The sequence below is a fragment of the Actinomadura sp. 6K520 genome (genome assembly GCF_004349245.1).
In the GTDB taxonomy this organism is placed as follows: domain Bacteria; phylum Actinomycetota; class Actinomycetes; order Streptosporangiales; family Streptosporangiaceae; genus Spirillospora.
Genome location: NZ_SMLC01000166.1, coordinates 1 through 15,107 on the forward strand (window position 1 = coordinate 1; position 15,107 = coordinate 15,107).

At 73.2% G+C, this 15,107-nt stretch carries 10 protein-coding genes; 5 read left to right on the forward strand and 5 right to left on the reverse strand.

Going from position 1 to position 15,107, the window contains the following annotated elements; translation table 11 throughout:
- Positions 1-1,605: DUF4173 domain-containing protein (locus E1289_RS30320; RefSeq protein ID WP_131986302.1), on the forward strand; the 1,605-nt coding region annotated here is incomplete at its 5' end.
- Here E1289_RS30320 and E1289_RS30325 read toward each other — a convergent pair.
- The gene (locus E1289_RS30325; RefSeq protein WP_131986304.1) at positions 1,544-2,140 is read right to left on the reverse strand and encodes an NUDIX hydrolase; all 597 of its coding nucleotides are present in this window, start codon (positions 2,138-2,140) and stop codon (positions 1,544-1,546) included. The genes E1289_RS30320 and E1289_RS30325 overlap by 62 nt on opposite strands.
- A 2-nt stretch (positions 2,141-2,142) precedes the next feature.
- Positions 2,143-2,892, reverse strand: coding sequence for a GntR family transcriptional regulator (locus E1289_RS30330; protein WP_131986306.1), 750 nt, complete (start codon positions 2,890-2,892; stop codon positions 2,143-2,145).
- Between the two features lie 152 nt (positions 2,893-3,044).
- Here E1289_RS30330 and E1289_RS30335 point away from each other — a divergent pair, with 152 nt between their 5' ends.
- Entirely contained in the window at positions 3,045-3,293 is a 249-nt protein-coding gene (locus E1289_RS30335; RefSeq protein WP_131986308.1) for a hypothetical protein, read from the forward strand.
- 12 nt (positions 3,294-3,305) lie between these two features.
- Here the strand turns inward: E1289_RS30335 and E1289_RS30340 are convergent, their stop codons facing one another.
- Positions 3,306-4,583 (reverse strand): PucR family transcriptional regulator, encoded by a 1,278-nt coding sequence (locus E1289_RS30340; RefSeq protein WP_131986310.1) that lies wholly within the window; start codon positions 4,581-4,583, stop codon positions 3,306-3,308.
- Between the two features lie 284 nt (positions 4,584-4,867).
- On the opposite strand from E1289_RS30340, the gene E1289_RS30345 reads away from it, so the two are divergent.
- Both E1289_RS30345 and E1289_RS38495 read left to right on the forward strand, forming a co-directional pair.
- Entirely contained in the window at positions 4,868-5,221 is a 354-nt protein-coding gene (locus E1289_RS30345) for a PRC-barrel domain-containing protein (RefSeq protein ID WP_131986312.1), read from the forward strand.
- 21 nt (positions 5,222-5,242) lie between these two features.
- A complete protein-coding gene (locus tag E1289_RS38495; protein WP_165970669.1) occupies positions 5,243-5,413 on the forward strand; it encodes a hypothetical protein in 171 nt (56 codons plus the stop codon).
- A gap of 67 nt (positions 5,414-5,480) precedes the next feature.
- Here E1289_RS38495 and ccrA read toward each other — a convergent pair whose 3' ends face one another.
- Complete coding sequence (gene ccrA / locus E1289_RS30350) at positions 5,481-6,815, reverse strand: crotonyl-CoA carboxylase/reductase (protein WP_131986314.1); 1,335 nt, start codon at positions 6,813-6,815, stop codon at positions 5,481-5,483.
- A 42-nt stretch (positions 6,816-6,857) separates the two neighbouring features.
- A complete protein-coding gene (locus E1289_RS30355; protein WP_131986316.1) occupies positions 6,858-13,388 on the reverse strand; it encodes a type I polyketide synthase in 6,531 nt (2,176 codons plus the stop codon).
- Between the two features lie 288 nt (positions 13,389-13,676).
- Here E1289_RS30355 and E1289_RS30360 point away from each other — a divergent pair.
- Positions 13,677-15,107, forward strand: a 1,431-nt coding sequence (locus tag E1289_RS30360) for a DHA2 family efflux MFS transporter permease subunit (protein ID WP_131986318.1), incomplete at its 3' end; no start/stop codon positions are given.

Consider the following 15,107-nt stretch of genomic DNA (forward strand, 5'->3'; position numbering starts at 1 on the left):
CCGCGGGCGTTCGCGCCGCCGCCCCCCGTCGTCTACACGCCCACCAAACTGGACAAGGCCATCGCGGCCTGGAAGCGGCCGCCGCTGCCGATGGCCCCCGCACTGGTCGCCGGCGCGGCCATCGCCGGGCTGATCGGCGCCGTCGCCGTCGGGCCGTCGCTGCGCGGCGGGCGGCTCGGCGTCGGGGTCGTCATCACCGCCGTGGCCGTCGCGTACGTGACGGGGGCCTCGGCGTGGTCCGCGGGACGTCTCGTCCGGCGCTCCCCCGCCAAGGGCGGCTCCCGGTTCAACCGAACCGGGGGCGTGTTCCTGCTGCTCGCCCTGTGCCTGTCGGCGACCGCGGCCGTCCGCGACGCGGACTGGATCGTCGTCCCGGCGTTACTGCTCGCCGTCGCCGCCGGCTCGTACGCGGTGTGCGGCGGGCGGTCCTGGGCGGAGGTCCTCGGCGGCGGGCTCGCGGTGGTGCCGGCGGCCGGCTACACGCTGCCGTGGGCGGCGCGCGGCCTCTACCGCGCGGCGTCGCCGCGCCGGGGCAACGCCTGGCCGGTCATCCGGACGGGGTTGCTCGTCGCCGTGCTGCTGGCGGTGTTCGGCGGCCTGTTCGCCGGGGCGGACGCGGCGTTCGGCAGCCTCGCCGCCGGGCTCGTCCCCGACATCTCGGTCGCCTCCGTCGTCCTGTACGCGGCGGCGGGCGCCGCGACGCTGCTGCTGGCCTGCGCCGCCGCGTACCTCGGGCAGGCGCCGCCGCCGCTGCGGCTGCTGACGCCCGAGCCCGGCAGGCCCGCCGGACGCTGGTCCTGGGCCGTGCCGATCGCCGCGCTGGACCTGCTGTTCCTCGTGTTCAGCGCGATCCAGGCCCGGGTCTTCCTCGCCGACGACAAGGACGCGCTGCTCCGCTCGACGGGCCTCACCTACGCCGAATACGCGCGGCAGGGCTTCTTCCAGCTCGTCGTCGTGACGGTCCTCGTCCTCGCGGTCGTCGCCGTCGCCACGCGGTACGCGCCGGCGGCGGGACGCGCCGACCGCGTCGCCGTCCGCGCCCTGCTCGGGCTGCTGTGCGCGCTGACCCTCGTCGTCGTCGCGGTCGCGCTGCGGCGCCTCTACCTGTACGAGGAGACGTTCGGCTGGACGCGGCTGCGGCTGTGGGTGCACGCGTTCGAGCTGTGGCTCGGCGGCGTGGTGGTGCTCGTCGCCGTCGCGGGCGTCGTGCGGGGACGGGTCGCCTGGCTGCCGCGGGCGGTCGCGGTCACCGGCGCCGCCGCGATGCTCGCCCTCGTGGCCGTCGACCCGGACGGGTTCATCGCCGACCGCAACGTCCACCGGTACGAGGAGACGGGCAAGGTCGACGTCCACTACCTGTGGGGTCTGTCGGCCGACGCCGTCCCGGCGCTGAACCGGCTGCCCGAGCCGCACCGGTCCTGCGCGCTGCGCGCCATCGCGGCGGACCTGGCGGAGGACGAGCCCGCCATGGCCGCCAACCGCGGGCGGAGCAGGGCCCGCGACATCCTGGAGCGCCGCCCGGTGGACGAGAGCGCGACCTGCGTCAGCTCGTCCTCTCCCCCCTTGACTCCCCCCATGCCTCCCCCTTTGCCTGGTCGTCCATGATGAGCAGGGCGTAGGCGGCGAGGGTCGAGTCGTCGGTGATCCGGCCCTCCCGCACCAGCGCCTTGAACTCGGCCCGGGACACCCATTTCTGCCGCATGTCCTGCTCCTCGGGTTCCCGGTCGGTCTCCCCGGCCGTCAGGTCGGACGCGACGAAGATGTTGAAGCCCTGCCCGCTCGTCCCGTGCGAGCAGTGCAGGTAGCCGAGGTGCCGCAGCGTCCCGGCGCGCAGGCCGGTCTCCTGCGCGAGTTCGAGGCGTGCCAGCTCCTCCGGGTCGGCGTCCCGCCGCCCGGGGAGGGAGCCCTGCGGGAAGCTCCAGGTGCGTTTCCCGACCGGGTACCGGTACTCCTCGACCAGGTGGAAGCCGTCCCGCTCGACGGGGATGACGAGGACGAAGTCGGGTTTGTCCACGACGCCGTAGATGCCGCGCGAGCCGTCCAGCCGCTCGACCGCGTCCTCCCGGACGACCATCCACGGGTTCTCGTAGACCACCCGCGTGCCGACCCGGCGGACCGCGGGCTCCTGCTCCTCATGCATGCTCAGGCTCCCGAACCGTAGCGGTAGACGAGTTCGTGCCGGTCGCCGACCACCACCCGGTGGGTGACCTCGACGACGCGGCCCTGCTGGTCGTAGGCGCGGCGCCACAGCGTGAGGACGGGCTGGTCGGGCCCGATCTCCAGCGTCCGCTGCTCCGCCGCGCGGGGCAGCCGGCAGGTCACCGACTCCTCGAAGGTGATCCGGTGGCCGATCTCCTCCAGCCGCGAGTAGATGCCGCCCGGACCCGTGTCGACCTCGCGCAGCACCGGGATCCGCTCCACGATCTCCGGGATCACCCAGGTCGTCGCCGTCTGGACGGGCGGCTCTCCCTCGACCCCCTGGACCCGCGCCCGCTCCAGCACCCGCGTGCCGGGCGGCACGTCCAGGCGCGCGGCGAGCCGCTCGCCGGCCTCGATCTCGGCGACGGTCGTCCGGGTGAACGGCGTCCGGCCGTCCCGCCGCGCGGACACGTGGAACCCGCGCCACGCCCCGACCTGCCGCGTGATGTCGGCCGCCGCGCGCCGCACCCGCTCCGACGTCCGCACCTGCGTGCCGGCGCCGGGCCGCAGCCGGACGAGCCCCTGCTCGGCCAGAATCCGCAGCGCCCGCCGGACGGTCGAGCGGTCGGCCGCGTACTCGCGCGCCAGCTCCCGCTCGGGCGGCAGCCACGTGCCGGGCGCCAGTTCGTCCTCGACGATCCGGGCGGCCAGCGCGTTGCTGATCGCCTGTGCCTTCGTGGGGGGACGCGGCATACCAGATCCTGCTCCCGGTGGTTGCGTTGACCTCACACCGTACCGATGCCACGGCGGGCGGCATCCTCTTGGGGATGTGCCGAACGCGTTGTGACCGGCGCTTGGTCGCCCTATGGTGGACCTACCATAGGCCCACCGAAGGAGCTCGCGCGATGTCGGTGATCAAGTGCATGCCCGGCTGGCACGGCGAACGCTCGGACCACGGCCTGCGAGCCACCCGCATGACCCCCCTGTCGGACTACCAGCTGCTCAACGGCTGCCTGGACGAGATCGTCGCGGCGGACGAGGGCGAACTGTGGCTGCTCTGCGACGCGCAGACCCGGCTGGCCGAGCGCGTCGCCACCGCCGAGCGCCTCCGCGCGGGCCGGGCCGGGCCCGGCCGTCGTGCCGGGCCCGGCTGAGGGGCGTCCGGGTCAGCCGCGGCGGAAGGTGACGACCTCGCCGGAGTCGCCGACGGCCTCGCGGGGCGGCTGGATCATGCGCTCGCCCGCGTTGTCGGCCAGCAGCGCGCGGGCGCGCAGCACGATCTCCAGGTCGAACCGCAGGTCCGGGTCGAGGAGCTGGTCGCCGAACAGCTCCTCCAGCTGGCGCAGCCGGTAGCGGACCGTCTGCGGGTGGACGTGCAGCCGCATCGCGACCTCGTTGGCGTTGCGGCCCGACTGCAGCCACGCGAGCAGCGTCTCGGCGAGCCGGTCCTGCTGGCTCGGCCGCAGGTGGGCGAGCGGCGCCAGGCGCAGGTCCGCCAGCGAGGTGATGAGCCCCTCGTCCTGGAAGAGGATCAGCGTGGACATGTGCTCCACGCTGCGGATCACGCCGCTGTCGGCCTCGATCACGCCGCGCTGGACGAGGCAGAGCGTCTTGCGGGCCCACTGGATCGAACGCGCCGCCTCCATCAGCGGGACGGTCGGGCCGACGACGGCGAGCGTCCCGGCCAGGGCGCGGTCGATGAGCTTGGCGCGGCCGGGCCCGTCGGGGTCGGGGATGATCAGGCTCGGCGTGCGGCGGGTGAGGTCGGCCAGGACGTCGGGCGGGAACGCGGGCTGCCGGGCGTCCTGGTTGTGGCGGCCGAGGGCGACCGCGGCGACCGTCCGGGGGATCGGCCAGTGCGCGGCGGCGGCGAGGTCGGCGATGGCCTCCTGCGCGGCGGGCGGGTCGGCGAACAGCAGGTCGAGCAGGCGCTTACGGCGGCGCTGCATCTCGCCGGCGACCGCGGCCTTGGCCTGGGAGAACCCCTCGGCCGCCGCGTGCGCCAGCTCGTTCTGGAACTCCATCAGCACCTCGCCGACGGCGCCGAGCGTGCGCGGCGAGACGTCCAGGACGTCGGCGCCCTCGGTGAGCCGCCGCCACGCGATCATGCCGCCGACGCGCATCGCGCTCTGCATGGCGTCGAGGCTGCGTCCCTCCCCGGCCTCGCCCCGGCCGATGGCGCGGAAGAAGTCCACCACCGGGGCGGGGTCGTGGCCCGGGTCGGCGACCCGGTCCACGAAGTAGTGGAGCACCCGCTCGACGGCGAGCCGCAGTGTCCCCGAGTAGGAGCCGTCTCCCGGACGGTCGTACTCCCTGACGCGCGTCTGGATCTCCTGGATCATGTCGTCTGCCACCTCGTCGAGGTGCGGCCGCATGTGTTCGGCCAGTTCCCTCGGCAGATCGGGCCACGGGCGCCCAGTCGTGGTGGAACCGTCGTCCGCCACAGAACCTCCCAGCACTCGTCCCCCTGTGTTGCGCGCCATTCACACGGGGTAATTACTTACTTATGAGTCTAGTGTGAGGCAAATCATGACCCGTGGCGTGCCCGGGAGCAAAGTCTAGGTCGAGATTCGTCCAGCTTCGGTCTGGTTCCTGGTGAACAAGCGACAGGTCGGGCGGCCGTCATGGGCGCGTTGGTCGGCGCGGGGTTCACGGCCGGAGACATATCTTCCGTGCGGCGGGTAGATCTCCTGGCAGACCGGGACGGGACCGAACGGCTGGAAGAGACATGTTCGAGATCGAGGACATCCGGGAGTGGCGCGGCCGCGATGTGATCGACGAGGGCGGGAGCAAGATCGGTCAGCTGGAGGCCATCTACGTCGACACGGCGACCGACCAGCCCTCCTTCGCCACCATCAAGACCGGCATGCCGACCAGGCAGCGCCTCGTGTTCGCCCCGCTCGCCGGGGCGATGGTCGGGCCGGACCACATCCGCGTCGCGCACGCGAAGAAGCAGATCAGGAACGCCCCCGCGATCGGTACGGACGGAGAGCTTCTCGCAGGCGATGAGCAGGCGGTCTTCGACTACTACGACATGCCTTACCGGGCGGCCCCGAACGAACGCCGGCTCGCGCGCCGCTGACCCGCCCAAGGAGTGATCACCGTGGCGCTGTTCCTGTTCCTCCTCCTCGTTGCGGTCGCCCTCGGCATCATCGGCTTCGTCATCGAGGGCCTGTTCTACCTGCTGATCATCGGGGTTCTGGTGTTCCTGGGCGCCCTCGTCCTCAGCGGGGTCCGGCTGGGCCGCCGCCGAGGCTCCCGCCCCGCCCGCTGACGGCCGTCATCCGACCGGGCGCCGTCGGGACGGGCCTGGGGGAGGCCCGTCCCGCGCGCGGGGAGGCTCAGCGGCGGTAGAGGTTCAGCTTCTCCTCGCCGACGCGCTCGCGGAGGACCGGGTCGTCCACGCCCTGCCCCTCGCCCGTGGCGCCGCAGAGGACGGCGACCTTGCCGACGTGCTGGTTGGTCTGCACCGCGCGGGTCGCCTCGCCCGCCTCGTCCAGCGGGAAGACCTTCGACAGCGTCGGGTGGATCATGCCGAGGCCCACGAGGCGGTTGACCTCGACGGCCTCGTGGTAGTTGAACCCGTGCGAGCCGATGATGCTCTTCAGCCGCATCCAGAGGAAGCGGTTGTCGTACTCGTGCTTGTAGCCCGTGGACGAGCCGCACGTGATGACCTTGCCGCCGCGCTTGGCGACGTACACCGACGCGCCGAACGTCTCGCGGCCGAGGTACTCGAAGACGATGCCGGGGTCCTCGCCGACGAGGCGGCGGATCGCCTCGCCCAGCATGCGGCCGGCCTTGGGGTGGCGCAGGCCCTGCTCGCCGAGGTTCAGGTCGTTGCGGTTGATGACGTGCTCGCAGCCCTGCGCGCGGACGAGCTCGGCCTTCTCCTCCGACGAGACGACCCCGACCGGGATGCCGCCGCCGTTCTTCACGAGCTGCGTCGCGAACGAGCCGAGGCCGCCGGTCGCGCCCCAGACCAGGACGACGTCGCCCTGCTTCATGCGGGCGCCGTGGTTCCCGACGAGCATCCGGTAGGCGGTGCCGCCGCAGAGCGTGACGCACCCCGCCTCCTCCCACGAGAGGTGGGCGGGCTTGCGGATGAGCTGGTTCGCCTTGACGATGCAGTACTCGCCGAGGGACCCGAAGTTCGTCTCGAAGCCCCACGCGAGCTGCGTCTCGCTCATCATGCCGTCGTCGTAGGAGCCGTGGTCCTCCTCGTCGACGTACGACGGGGACAGCACGACCTTGTCGCCGACCTTCCAGCTCTTCACGCCGCTGCCGGTCCGCACGATGACGCCCGAACCGTCCGACCCGAGGATGTGGTACGGCAGGTCGTGCCGGGCGCCGTACCAGCCCTGCCGGCCGAACTTCTCCAGGAACGCGAACGTCGGGACGGGCTCGAAGATCGCCGACCACACGGTGTTGAAGTTGATCGAGGCCGACATCACCGCGACGACGACCTCGTCGGGGGCGAGCTCGGGCATCTCGACCTCGCCGACGTGCAGTGAGCGGCGCACGTCCTTGTCGGTCTCGCCCTCGAAGATCCCGACCTCGTCCTTCCGGGTGAACGCGGCGCGGAAGCGGGTCGGCAGGTCGATCTCCTGCAGCTCGGGGCCGCTCGCGCCGGATCGTACGGCGTCGAGCAGGTCGTGGGACGAGCCGTTCTGGGCCATGGGGGTGTCCTCCGTGGAACGACGGGGTTCGTTGTCCGGCCCTCAGGGGGCCGTCGGGGCGGGGACGGCGTCGTGCTCCCGCCGCCCGGCGAGCCGGCCCTCCAGGTGCGCGGCGAGCGCCTCCACACCGGGCGGGTCCAGCAGGTTGAGGTGGTGCGCCCCGGGAATCGTGACGATCTCGAGGTCGGAGCAGAGCCCGCCGAAGCCGTTCGTGCCGTCGAGCACGTAGCGGGCATCGCGGACGGCCCAGGGGGTCTCCTCGGGCGCGTAGTAGAGGATGACGCGGCCGTCGTACGGCTCGGGCTGGTACGCCTCCAGGGATCGGGTGTCCTGGTGCGACGTGAGCTGGTGCGTGAGGGCCGCGGGCGGGATGTGGTCCACGAGAGGGGCCGCACGCTCCATGACCAGCGCGAACTGCGCTTCCTCGTCCAGCCCGGACAGCTCCTCGTAGGTGAGGGTGACGTCCAGGCCGTAGGTCTCGTTGATGTAGTCGGCGAACGCGGAGAACCGGCGGGCGAGCGTGTCGGACTCGTCGTCCACCGCGAGCGGGAGGCCCGCGTCGAACAGCGCGACGAACTCGACCTCGCGTCCGGCGGCGGTGAGCTGCCGCGCCGTCTCGTAGGCGAGGACGCCGCCGAACGACCAGCCGCCGAGCCGGAACGCGCCCTCCGGCTGCGCCTCCAGGAGGTGCTGGACGTAGCGGGCGGCGCGTTCCTCCACGGACGGCGCGTCCTCGAACCGCTCCAGGCCATAGACGGGCTGGTCCGCGCCGAGCAGGTCGACGAGCTGGCGGTAGCAGGCGGTGGTGCCGCCCGCCGGGTGCGCGATGAAGATCGGCCGCCGGTCGCCGGACGCCCCATTGTCGGGGGACGACCCCCCACGCCCCCCGGAAAGACCTGTTTTGAGGGGCCGTACGGTCTGCCGCGCGGCTTCTTCGTCGGCGGCCCGGACGAACTCGGCGACGTGCTCCGCCGTGGGCACCTCGAACAGCTCGCCGCGGGTGACGTCGGCGCCGAGTTCGGCGGCGACCCGCGCGACGATCTCGTCCGCCTGGTGGTCCTGCCCGCCCAGCTCCTGGAAGAAGTCGGCCGTGACGCCGACGCGGTCCAGGCCGAGGACGTCCTCGAAGATGCGGACGGCGAGGCGCTCGGCGGCGTCGCGCGGCATGACGTAGCCGGTTTCGGCGTTGGAGACCGCGGTGCCGGTGGAGGCGGGCGCCGGAGCCTCCGAAAGCCCCAGCTCGCCGGCCGCCCACTCCTCGAAGACGTTGACGCTCGCGCCCTGCAGCAGCACCGACGCGGGGACGGTCAGCCCGAGGTCGTGCTCGACACCGCTCTTGATCCGCACCGCGACGAGGGAGTCGAGGCCGAGGTCGGTGAGCGGGACGGCGGGATCGAGGCGCTCGGGGTCGAAGCCGAGCACGGCGGCGATCCGGTACCTGACCTGCGCGGCGATCATCCGGCGGGCGGCGGCGGGGTCGAGGTCCCGCAGCGCCTCGACGCCGGGCCAGTCGCCCGCGCCGGCGTCCCCGTGCGCGTCGGCCGCCTCGGTCAGCGCGGCGAAGTACGGCATGTCGCGGATCTCGGGGAACAGCCCGACCGCCGTGCCGGGGTCGAAGCGGAGCACGCCCGTCGCGGGCATGCCGTGCACGAGCAGCGTCTCCAGCGCCTCCGCGCCCTCCGCCGGGCTGATCGGGTCGATGACGGTGACCGACGTCTCGGCGGCCCCGCCGACCTGCGACCAGGTGCCCCAGTTGATGGTGGTTCCGGGGCGTCCGTGGGCGCGCCGGTACGCCATCAGCGCGTCGATCGCGGCGTTCGCGGCGGCGTAGGCGGCCTGGCCGGGCGAGCCGAGCAGCGCGGCGGCCGACGAGTGCATGACGAGCCAGTCGAGGCCGAGGTCCCAGGTGGCCTCGCTGAGCCGCCGCGCGCCCTCGACCTTCGCCGTCCACACCCTGTGGAGATCGTCGGGGCCGAGGTCGGCGATCAGCCGGTCGTCGATGGCGCCCGCCCCGTGCACGATGCCGCGGAGCCGGACACCGCCCTCCTGCGCGACCCGGACGAGCCGTTCGGCCGTGCCGGGCTCGGCGATGTCGCCGAGGACGACGCCGACGTCCACGCCGCCCTCCCGGAGGCGGGCGATCACCTTCTCGGCGTCGGCGTCGGGGCCGCCGCGCCCGGACAGGACGATGCGTCCCGCGCCGCGCTCGGCGAGCAGCCGCGCGGTGACGAGGCCGATGCCGCCGTACCCGCCGGTGATCACGTAGGCGCCGCCGCGCCGCACGGCGCGGCCGGGCCGCGCGGCCGGCTCGGGGAGGGCGGCCTGCGCGAGGCGCGCCACGTGCCGGGTGCCGCCGCGCCAGGCGACCTCCCGCGCGCCGTCGTCCGCGAGAAGCTCCGCGACCAGGTCCGCGGGACGGTCGACGTCCACGTGCGTGGCCCGCTGGACGGTGCGCTCGAACGCCAGGACCCGCGTGAGCGCGCTGACGAATCCGTGCCCGGGCTCGCCCTGCTCGCCGTCCCGCACGGCGACGGCCCGGTGCGTCGCGACGTACAGCCGGGGGCCGTCGGGCAGCGAGCGGCTCACACCGGCGACGGTCAGGACGAGGTCTTCGTCCACGACGCCCGCGGAGGGGACGAGGACGACCCCGTCGACGGACTCGTCCATGACGGGGTGGCCGTCCGGCGGGCGGGCCGTCAGCCGGTGCCGGACGACCCGCCGCCCGCGCCGCTCCAGTTCGGCGGCCGCCGCGCCGGCGAGCGCGTCGTCCTCGTCCGACAGGATCAGCCAGGTGTCCCGCGAGGCTTCCGCGTCGGGGAGCGGCGCCTCGTCCCAGACGAGTTCGACGAGCTTGTCGGCGACGGTCACCGGTACGTCGTGGCGCTCGACGCGGCGGAGCGCGATGCCCGTGGCCTCCGCGAGGACCTGCCCGTCCGCCGCGAGGAGCGCGACCGAACCCGTCGTGCCCTCCTCGTCCCGGGACACCGCCGCCCGCACGTGCCCGCCGCGGTGCGTCGGGCCGAACACGCGCAGGCTGCCGATGGTCTCGGCCTGCCACACGCCCTCGCCGAGCTGCGCCGCGGCCTCGTCGGACAGGACGGCGAGGCACCGGTGGAACACCTCGGGGTGCAGCCGGTAGTGCCGGCTGCCGCGCTCGGCTCCGGCGACCTCCACCGCCGGGCCGTGCGCGGGCTCCGCCGCGGCGCGGTGGTCTTCGCCCACGTCCGCGCTGGCCAGCCGCACCCAGGTGCCCGCGGGTGTCAGTGCGTGCACCTCCGCGCGCTGCTCGGCATCGGTGAACGTCGTCGTCACGGTCGTGTGGTCGGCGAGCGCGAGCGGCCGCTCGATCCACAGGCTGTTGAGGCGGACGTCCTCCGTGCCCAGCGCCGACGCCCCGGCCGCGAGCGCCATCTCGGCGAACGCGGAGACCGGCAGCGTGCGCAGGCCGTGCACGGCGGTCCCGTCCAGCCACGGCTGGGCGGCGAGCCCGACGTCGGCGCGCCACGCGTGCCGCTCCTCGCCGGGGAACTCCGCGTACGCACCGAGCAGGGGGTGTTCGTCGCGTCCGCCGGACCTGCGCGCCGACAGGTCGACCCAGTGCCGCTCGTGCCGCCACGGCGACCGCGGAACGTCGATGATGCGGCCGTCCGCGGGCCGGGCGACCGGGTGGCCGTGCGCCGCCAGGGTGGCGAGCTGCGCGTGGAAGGTGAGGGTGTCGTCGGTCTCCTGGCCCTTGCGGGCCCGCTTCAGCGTGTGGGTGACGAGCGCGCCCGTCCCCTCAAGGGTCTCCCCGACCGCGTGCGCGAGGATCGGATGCGCGTTGACCTCGATGAACGTCCGGAAGCCGTCCTCGGCGGCGGCCGCCACCGCGTCGGTCAGCCGGACCGCGTTCCGCAGGTTCGCCGCCCAGTGCCCGACCCCGAGCCCGGACTCCGCGCCGAGGAGGGCGCGGGGGTCGTCCAGGGCGGTCGTGTAGAGCTTGATGCCTTCGGCGAGGGGCGTGCCGCGTTCGGCGCCCACCTCGGCGAGCACCTCGCGCAGTTCGGGGAGGAGCGGGTCGACCTGGGGCGAGTGCCCGGCGCCCTCGGCCTGGACCATCCGGGCGAGGCGGCCCTCCGCCTCGGCGCGCTTGACGATCTCGGCGACCTGGTCGGCGTCCCCGGTGACGACGGTCTGCTTCGGCGAGGAGTGCACGGCCGCGTACACCTCGGGCAGGCCCTCGCCCAGCCGGGCGACCTCGCCGGCGGACGCGCCGAGGACGGCCATCGCGCCGCCGCCGACGAGCCGGGTCAGCAGGCGGGACCGGCGGCAGATGACGCGGACGCCGTCCTCCAGCGTGAGCGCGCCCGCGACGACCGCGGCGGCGACCTCGCCCATCGAGTGGCCGATGACCGCGCCCGGGGTGACGCCGTACGACTTCCACATCCGGGCCAGGCCGATCTGGATCGCGAACAGCACCGGCATCGTGACGACCGGCCCGTCCGGCTTGCCGCCCTCTTCGAGGAGCGCCCACAGGTCGGGGCCGCCCTCCTCGACGAACAGGCCGTCCAGGTCGTCGATGGCCTCGGCGAACGCGGGCTCCTCCTCAAGGAGCCGCTGCGCCATCCCGGCGCGCTGCGCGCCGTACCCGGAGAACACCCACACGGGGCGGCCCGGGGAGCCGAGCGCCGTGCCCGTCACCACACCGGGGTGGGGCCGGCCCTCGGCGAGGGCGGTCAGCCCTTCGACGAGCCCCGCGCGGTCCCGGGCGGCGACGGCGGCGCGGGCCCGGCCGCGGCCGGCGCGCCGGTGCAGGGTGCGCGCGAGGTCGGGGAGTGGCACGTCCTGGGTCGGGAGCCACTCGGCCAGAGCGGCGGCATGGTCGCGTACCCGGTCGTCGCTCGTGTCGGACAGCGGGAACGTCCGGACGACGGCCGGCTGGACGATCGGCTCCTGCGCGGGAGCCTCTTCCAGGACGACGTGTGCGTTCGTCCCACCGAACCCGAACCCGGACACACCGGCCCGTGCGGGATGCCCCCGCCGTGGCCACGGCGTCTCTTCCGCGACGACCGCGAGACGCAGTTCGTCGAACGGGATGTGCGGGTTGGGTTCCTTGTAGTGCGCGCTAGGCGGGATGACACCGTGATGCAGCGCGAGGACGGCCTTGATGAACCCGGCTATGCCCGCCGCCGACTCCATGTGCCCGAGGTTCGACTTCGCGGAGCCGAGCAGAAGGGGCTCGCCGGGTTCGCGTCCGGCGCCGAGGACCTCGCCGACCGCCTTCGCCTCGATCGGGTCGCCCAGGAACGTGCCCGTCCCGTGGGCCTCGACGTAGTCGACCTCGCGGGTGTCGATGCCCGCGCTCCCGTACACGTCGCGGAGCAGGGCGCGCTGCGCGTCGGAGTTGGGCGCGACGAGGCCGTTGGACCGCCCGTCGGAGTTGACGCCGGACCCCTTGACGACGGCCATGATCCGGTCGCCGTCCCGGACCGCGTCGGACAGCCGCTTCAGGACGACGGCGCCGCAGCCCTCCGCGCGGACCATCCCGTCGGCGGACGCGTCGAACGCCTTGCAGTGCCCGTCCGAGGCCGTCCCACCCGCGAGGTCGAACGTCATCGTGACGGTCGGCGACAGCAGCACGTTCACGCCGCCGGCGAGCGCCACGTCCGCCTCGCCGCTGCGGAGCGCCTGCACGGCGAGGTGCGTGGACACCAGCGACGACGAGCACGCCGTGTCGACGATCATGCTGGGGCCGCGCAGGTCCAGCAGGTACGACAGCCGGTTCGCGATGATGCTGAGCGCCGCGCCGGTGGCCGTGAACGGTTCGAGGGACGCGAGGTCGGACGCGGTGAACGCCGCGTACTCCGGCGCGGACACGCCGACGAACACGCCGGTGCGGCTGCCGCGCAGCGCCGCCGGGCCGATGCCGGCGTGCTCGAACGCCTCCCACGCGACCTCCAGGACGAGGCGCTGCTGCGGGTCCATCACCGCGGCCTCGCGCGGGGTGATCCCGAAGAACGCGGCGTCGAACCCGGCGATGTCGTCGAGGAAGCCGCCGAGCCGGGTCGTGCGGGCGAGCAGGTCTCCGACCTCGGGTGATCCGTCGTCGAAGGGGTCCCAGCGGCCGTCCGGCACCTCGCGGACCGCGTCGCCCCGACCGGTCAGGAACCGCCAGTATTCTTCGGGCCCGGTGAGGTCGCGTCCGCCGCCGGGGAAGCGGCAGCCGATGCCGACGACGGCGATCGGCTCGTCGTTCGCGGCCTCCCGCGGCACGGCCGCCGGTGCCGGTTCCGCGGCCTCGGCAGGACCGCCCGCGAGCGCCAGGGAGAGCTTGTTGATCGTCGGATGTTCCCAGACGAGGGTGGCGGGAAGGGCGCGCCCCAGCATCTGCTCGAGCTCGCCGGCGATCGCGACCGCGTCCCGGGACGCCAGCCCGAACTCTTCGAGCGGCCGGTCGGGGTCGATATCGGCGACGGTGGTCCTGGAGCGACGCGCGATCTGCTCGATCAGGTGCCGGCGGATCGAATCCTCACTGATCCGAGTCTCGTCCTGCGCGTTGGCTCGCGCGGCTCCGGAACGATCGTTGCTCTGCATACGGTGGGTTCCCCCCAAAACCGGGATCGTTCAGCGAAGCGGAGGGACCCACTTTGTCCTACGATGACCAACTCATGATGCGCATCCAGACCACTTTTCTCATCCGCTACTTGTCACGGTGATGACAAGACTCGGGAGTAACCATTGTGGCCTGATGGGATAGTTGAGGCACCTTGGCGCACAGTCAGGGCTGAGTAACGAACTGCGAACCAATAGTAACAATAGCGACGAGCGCTTTAGGGGGAAGCGGCGATTTCCTGACTGTGGGGAATTCAAGCCGTACGCACAGTGACCCGGGGCCGGTACCGATGGGCGCTGGCGGTCGTGGCCGTCAGCGCGTTCATGACCACCATGGACAACACGGTGGTCTTCACGGCGCTGCCCACGATCATGGCGGACCTGGACATGTCGTCCTCCGCCAAGGACTGGGTCGCCACCGGGTACATCCTGATGTTCTCCTGCCTGATGATCATGGGCGGGCGGCTCGCGGACGTCTTCGGCTGCCGCGTCACGTTCACCTCCGGCATGATCGTCTTCACCGCCGCGTCGGCCGTCTGCGGGCTCGCGCAGAGCTCCGAGGTGCTCATCCTCGCCCGCATCGTGCAGGGCGCCGGGGCCGCGCTGGTGCTGCCGGCCACGCAGGTGATGGTCACCGTCGGACGCAACGACAAGCAGCGCTCCATCGGCAACATCGCGTTCATCGGCGCCGCGTCCAGCGCGACCGCGCTCGGCCCCACGATCGGCGGCGTGATCGTCCAGCACTGGCACTGGGGCTGGATCTTCCTCATCAACATCGTGCCCGGCATCCTGGTGACCGTCCTCGGGCTGTTCGTCCTCACCTCGAAGGGCGAGAACACGCACGCCCGCATCGACCTGCCCGGCGTGCTGATCTCCGCGACGATGCTGTTCGCGTTCATCTACGGGCTGGAGTCCGGTAACCGGCACGGGTGGGGCAACCCGTCGGTGCTCAGCGTCTTCGCCCTCGGCGGGATCGCCCTGGCCTGCTTCATCCTGGTGGAGAGCTGGGCCCCCGACCCCATGATCGACCTGCGGTTCTTCCGCAACCGGGTGTTCACCGGCGGGCTGATGTCGCAGATGCTCTACGGCATCGGCTTCAACGGCATGATGTTCTACTCGCAGCCGTTCCTCCAGCGCTTCCTGGGCTTCTCGCCCCCCGAGGCGGGCCTGGTCATGCTGCCCCCCGCCATCGCGATCATGGTGCTGACCCCGTTCGCGTTCCTGCTCGCCACCAAGGTCGGCCCGCGCCCCGCGATCGGCTTCGGCATGGCCCTGATGGGCCTCGGCATGTTCCTGTTCTCCACCCTCCAGACCGGCGACGGCTACGCCGAGCTCATGCCGGGCGTCATGCTCGTCGGCATCGGCGCGGCCCTGGGCATGCCCCTGGTGATGTACGTGCTCAAGGCCGTCCCGGAGCGGCGGGCCGGGGTGGCCAGCGGCGTCATCAACGTCATCCGGGAGGCGTCCGGCGCGTTCGGCATCGCCATCGTCGGCCTGCTCATCCACGCCGTCCCCGACGAGGGCGCGGACGCCGCGGAACTGGAGACGTTCCGCGACGGCACCTCCTCGGGCCTCATCCTCGGCGCCGCCCTCGTCCTCATCGGCGGCGTGATCAGCGCCCTCACCCTGCCCAGCCGCCGCGGCTGGCTGGGCCCGAAGCACGGCAAGAAGCCCCCCGTCATCCCCGACCCGTCCGAGGCC

Coding starts and splice junctions, on each gene's coding strand:
- E1289_RS30325 (WP_131986304.1), bottom strand. CDS start 2,140: ATGCATGAGGAGCAGGAGCCCGCGGTCCGCCGGGTCGGCACGCGGGTG.
- E1289_RS30330 (WP_131986306.1), bottom strand. CDS start 2,892: ATGCCGCGTCCCCCCACGAAGGCACAGGCGATCAGCAACGCGCTGGCC.
- E1289_RS30335 (WP_131986308.1), top strand. CDS start 3,045: ATGTCGGTGATCAAGTGCATGCCCGGCTGGCACGGCGAACGCTCGGAC.
- E1289_RS30345 (WP_131986312.1), top strand. CDS start 4,868: ATGTTCGAGATCGAGGACATCCGGGAGTGGCGCGGCCGCGATGTGATC.
- ccrA (WP_131986314.1), bottom strand. CDS start 6,815: ATGGCCCAGAACGGCTCGTCCCACGACCTGCTCGACGCCGTACGATCC.
- E1289_RS30355 (WP_131986316.1), bottom strand. CDS start 13,388: ATGCAGAGCAACGATCGTTCCGGAGCCGCGCGAGCCAACGCGCAGGAC.